At 40.8% G+C, this 3828-nt stretch carries 4 protein-coding genes and 1 pseudogene; 1 reads left to right on the forward strand and 4 read right to left on the reverse strand.

Annotation, left to right across the window (positions count from 1 at the left end; genetic code table 11):
* From SMIDD26_RS12655 to coaB, 4 genes and pseudogenes are all read right to left on the reverse strand, one after another.
* Positions 1-252: pseudogene (locus tag SMIDD26_RS12655) on the reverse strand (hypothetical protein); the annotation flags it as partial.
* 179 nt (positions 253-431) lie between these two features.
* Positions 432-995: an ECF transporter S component gene (locus SMIDD26_RS03535; protein WP_061438960.1), complete on the reverse strand. Its 564-nt coding sequence runs from the start codon at positions 993-995 to the stop codon at positions 432-434.
* Positions 979-1530: a phosphopantothenoylcysteine decarboxylase gene (gene coaC / locus SMIDD26_RS03540; RefSeq protein WP_061438962.1), complete on the reverse strand. Its 552-nt coding sequence runs from the start codon at positions 1528-1530 to the stop codon at positions 979-981. The genes SMIDD26_RS03535 and coaC overlap by 17 nt, the downstream gene beginning before the upstream one ends.
* 11 nt (positions 1531-1541) lie before the next feature.
* The gene (gene coaB, locus SMIDD26_RS03545) at positions 1542-2231 is read right to left on the reverse strand and encodes a phosphopantothenate--cysteine ligase (protein WP_061438964.1); all 690 of its coding nucleotides are present in this window, start codon (positions 2229-2231) and stop codon (positions 1542-1544) included.
* Positions 2232-2459: 228 nt separating this feature from the next.
* Between coaB and SMIDD26_RS03550 the strand changes: the two genes are divergently transcribed.
* Positions 2460-3828, forward strand: a 1369-nt coding sequence (locus SMIDD26_RS03550; RefSeq protein WP_246746879.1) for a formate--tetrahydrofolate ligase, incomplete at its 3' end; no start/stop codon positions are given.

Raw genomic sequence — 3828 nt, forward strand, 5'->3', positions numbered from 1 at the left:
ACGGGAAAAAGCTCGAAAAACGATAACCATGGGATAGCCAGCCATCAAAAAACCAAAACTAGAGGCTAGGATGACAAAAACTGCCATCAAGGGCGACAAGAACATGGCGATAAAAATAGCGATGTGGCTTCCCAAAGTGTAAGAAGCAGGTGGAATGACAATCTTAAAAGGCATAACAATTGGAATCAAAATCGCAATAGCCGTTAAAAGGGCAGTCATTGTCATAAATTGTGTCTTTTTCCGTGTGTTCATAAGAATCTCCTTTTTATCTGTATATACACTAGTATAGTACAATAAAAAAGACAATAAAGCAAGGATTTACTTAGGTCTATAAGTCCTTTTTTTAATTAAAGACTCGTAAACATTTCACTAAAAACACAAACTACATCAAACAAAATCTCCACCTTCAAACTTGAAAGCGGAGATTGTTTTTATTTCTTCAAAGTTTGTAATCTTGGAACAATGGCTAAGGTTAGAACTGCGGAAATGACTAATTCAGCAATCGAATTTGTTGAGATAACAGTTGCTAGGAGTTTTTGGATATTACCATCAAAAACATTTCCAAAAAGGTAGAAAATTCCACCAAGTACAAAGACTGTGTTGGTAAGTGAACCAAGGGCACCAGCTAGAATCAGTCCAGTCTTATTTTTCATCAGCTTATAGACTAAGTAAGGAGTCAAACCAATCAAAATACGTGGGACAATGGCAATGATAGCTGAGTAGATGTTTCCGTTTGGTACAAATGGTGAGAAGAGGTAGCTTGTCGGTAGAATTGTAATCGTGTTAACTGTCAAGCTAAGTAGGCCCATCAAAAATCCAAGTGTAACCCCAACTCGTGGACCGTAGATAATGCTGGCAATAATGATAGGAATATGAACGATAGTCGGTTTGATTGGGAATGGAAAAAGGTTAAAGATAAGTGAGCTTAGAAAGTGTATTACGAGCATGGTTGCAAAGAAGATAGCAATGGGCGCAATATTAGAGCGTTTTTTCATCGAGAGTTTCCTTTATTCTTTCTAAAATAATTGTGAGGTCGGCTAAAGCTCCTCGTCCATGGTCTCCACAAGCTAGTAGGGATTCCTTAGGAGCAATCAGCTGATAGCCGTAGGTTTCTAATGTTTTCAGATTAGCCTGAGTTGCCGGATGGTCATACATCTTTGTATTCATAGCAGGTGCGATGAGTTTGGGAATATGACTGGGCAAGGCTAGAGATGTACTGGTCACCATGTTATCTGAAAAGCCGTGGGCTAGTTTTGCAATAGTATTAGCTGTTGCAGGGGCTACAATAAATAAATCCGCCTTTTTTCCAAGTTCGATATGATTGACTTGATCTGGATAGGGTTCCTTCATGACATCCAAGTGGATAGGATTCTGTGAGAGTACTTGTAGTGTCAAAGGTTGGATAAACTCTGTAGCAGCCTGAGTCATTAAGACAGTGACTTGATGGCCTTGTTTTTTTAGAGAACTGACTAAATCTGCCGACTTGTAAGAGGCGATTGACCCCGTTACAGCCAAGAGAATGTTTGCCATAGCTTTCCTTTCTAAGATTGGTAGGCTTGAATTTTTTCAAGGAGGAGTTCTGCAATTTCTTCTTTAGTGTTAACCGTTTGAAGATGATTTTTCTCAACAAAGATTGCTCGGTGTTGATCTGCTGAGATTTGAGTGAGATCATTTGCGATAATCAAGTCTGCTTGGTTCTTGATAAGACTTTTTCTAGCAATGTCAACTAGATGGTCTTCGGTAACATCAACCAGCAGTTTAAAGCCAATCAGATGAATAGCAGGATTCCATTCCTTGACTAGAGAGATGATTTTGGGTGTCTTTTTCAGGAACAAAACCTGAACCTCATCAGTCGAAGAAATCTTAGCTTGATGATTCTGCTTGTTTAAAAATTCTTCCAAATTGGAGCTAGCCTGAACCTCCTCAAGCCCCGTCATATAAACAGGAGTGTAATCAGATACGGCCATTGAGTGAATCAAGACCTGATAATCCTGAACATGTTCTTGCATTTCTAGAAGAAGGTCATTGGTATTATTGATTTCTTGAATGCTTAGGTTGGGATGGGATTCTGGCTTCAGAGCTCGTTTTGTCGTAATTAAACAAACTTCATGCCCGGCAGCAAGCAAGGTTTCTGTGATGATTTTCCCCAAGCGACCTGTGGAATGGTTAGTGATAGAGCGGACGCTATCGATAGCTTCACTGGTGCCACCCGATGTAACTAAAATTTTCATAGCACTATTGTACACAAAAATAAACGGTAAGTAAAATGAAAGCGATAAATTTTGGTAAAAACGAAGATTTACTATAGTTTCAAACTATAAAGCCATATAAAATTTAAGAAAGGACTCTAAAAACCTTAAAAACAGGGATATTTACGAACGTTTAGAGAGTTTAAGGATGTTAAAAATCTTGTTTTGTGTTATAATGAATTATCATATAAGAGGTTAGAGGAGTTTTGAATGAAAACAGATATTGAAATCGCACAGAGTATTGAGTTGAAGCCAATCGTTGATGTTGTAGAGAAACTTGGTATTTCTTACGACGATTTGGAGTTGTATGGAAAGTACAAGGCTAAGCTCAGCTTTGATAAAATTCGTGCAGTTGAGAGTAATCCAGTCGGGAAATTGATCTTGGTTACTGCCATCAACCCAACGCCTGCAGGTGAAGGGAAATCAACCATTACCATTGGTCTGGCGGATGCCTTGAACAAGATTGGTAAAAAAACTATGATTGCTATCCGCGAACCATCTCTTGGTCCAGTCATGGGTATCAAAGGTGGTGCTGCAGGTGGTGGTTACGCCCAAGTCCTGCCAATGGAAGACATCAACCTCCACTTTACAGGGGACATGCATGCCATTACAACTGCCAACAATGCTCTTTCTGCCTTGATTGACAACCACTTGCACCAAGGCAATGAGCTTGGAATTGACCAACGTCGTATCCTCTGGAAACGTGTTGTGGACTTGAACGACCGCGCCCTTCGTCATGTAACCGTTGGACTTGGCGGTCCTCTAAACGGTATTCCTCGTGAGGATGGCTTTGACATTACAGTTGCTTCAGAAATCATGGCAATTCTTTGCTTGGCAACGGACATCGAGGACTTGAAACGCCGTTTGGCCAATATCGTTATCGGTTATCGCTATGACCGTACGCCTGTTTCTGTAGGTGATTTGCAGGTAGAAGGTGCTTTAGCATTGATTTTGAAAGATGCTATTAAGCCAAACTTGGTTCAGACAATTTACGGTACACCTGCCTTTGTACACGGTGGTCCATTTGCCAATATCGCTCACGGATGTAACTCTGTCTTGGCAACGACAACAGCCCTTCACTTGGCTGATTACACAGTTACTGAAGCTGGTTTTGGTGCGGACCTTGGAGCTGAGAAATTCCTTGATATCAAGACACCAAACTTGCCAACTTCTCCAGATGCAGTAGTTATTGTCGCAACCCTTCGTGCCCTTAAGATGAATGGTGGCGTAGCTAAGGACGCTCTTACAGAGGAAAATGTAGAAGCAGTGCGCGCAGGTTTTGCTAACTTGAAACGCCATGTTGAAAATATTCGCAAGTTCGGTATTCCAGCAGTTGTTGCGATTAACGAATTTGTTTCTGATACAGAAGCTGAAATCGCAGCCTTGAAAGAACTCTGTGCCTCAATCGATGTACCAGTGGAGTTGGCTAGTGTCTGGGCTGATGGTGCAGAAGGTGGTGTAGCGCTTGCTGAAACTCTTGTCAAGACAATCGCTGAAAACCCAGCCAACTATACACGTCTTTATGACAATGAACTTTCTGTTCAAGAAAAGATTGAAAAAATTGTCACTGAAATCTACC

The sequence above is a fragment of the Streptococcus mitis genome (assembly GCF_001579035.1).
In the GTDB taxonomy this organism is placed as follows: domain Bacteria; phylum Bacillota; class Bacilli; order Lactobacillales; family Streptococcaceae; genus Streptococcus; species Streptococcus mitis_J.

Excerpts from the sequence above, each read along its gene's own strand:
- SMIDD26_RS03535 (WP_061438960.1), bottom strand. The coding sequence starts at position 995 with ATGAAAAAACGCTCTAATATTGCGCCCATTGCTATCTTCTTTGCAACC.
- coaB (WP_061438964.1), bottom strand. The coding sequence starts at position 2,231 with ATGAAAATTTTAGTTACATCGGGTGGCACCAGTGAAGCTATCGATAGC.
- coaC (WP_061438962.1), bottom strand. The coding sequence starts at position 1,530 with ATGGCAAACATTCTCTTGGCTGTAACGGGGTCAATCGCCTCTTACAAG.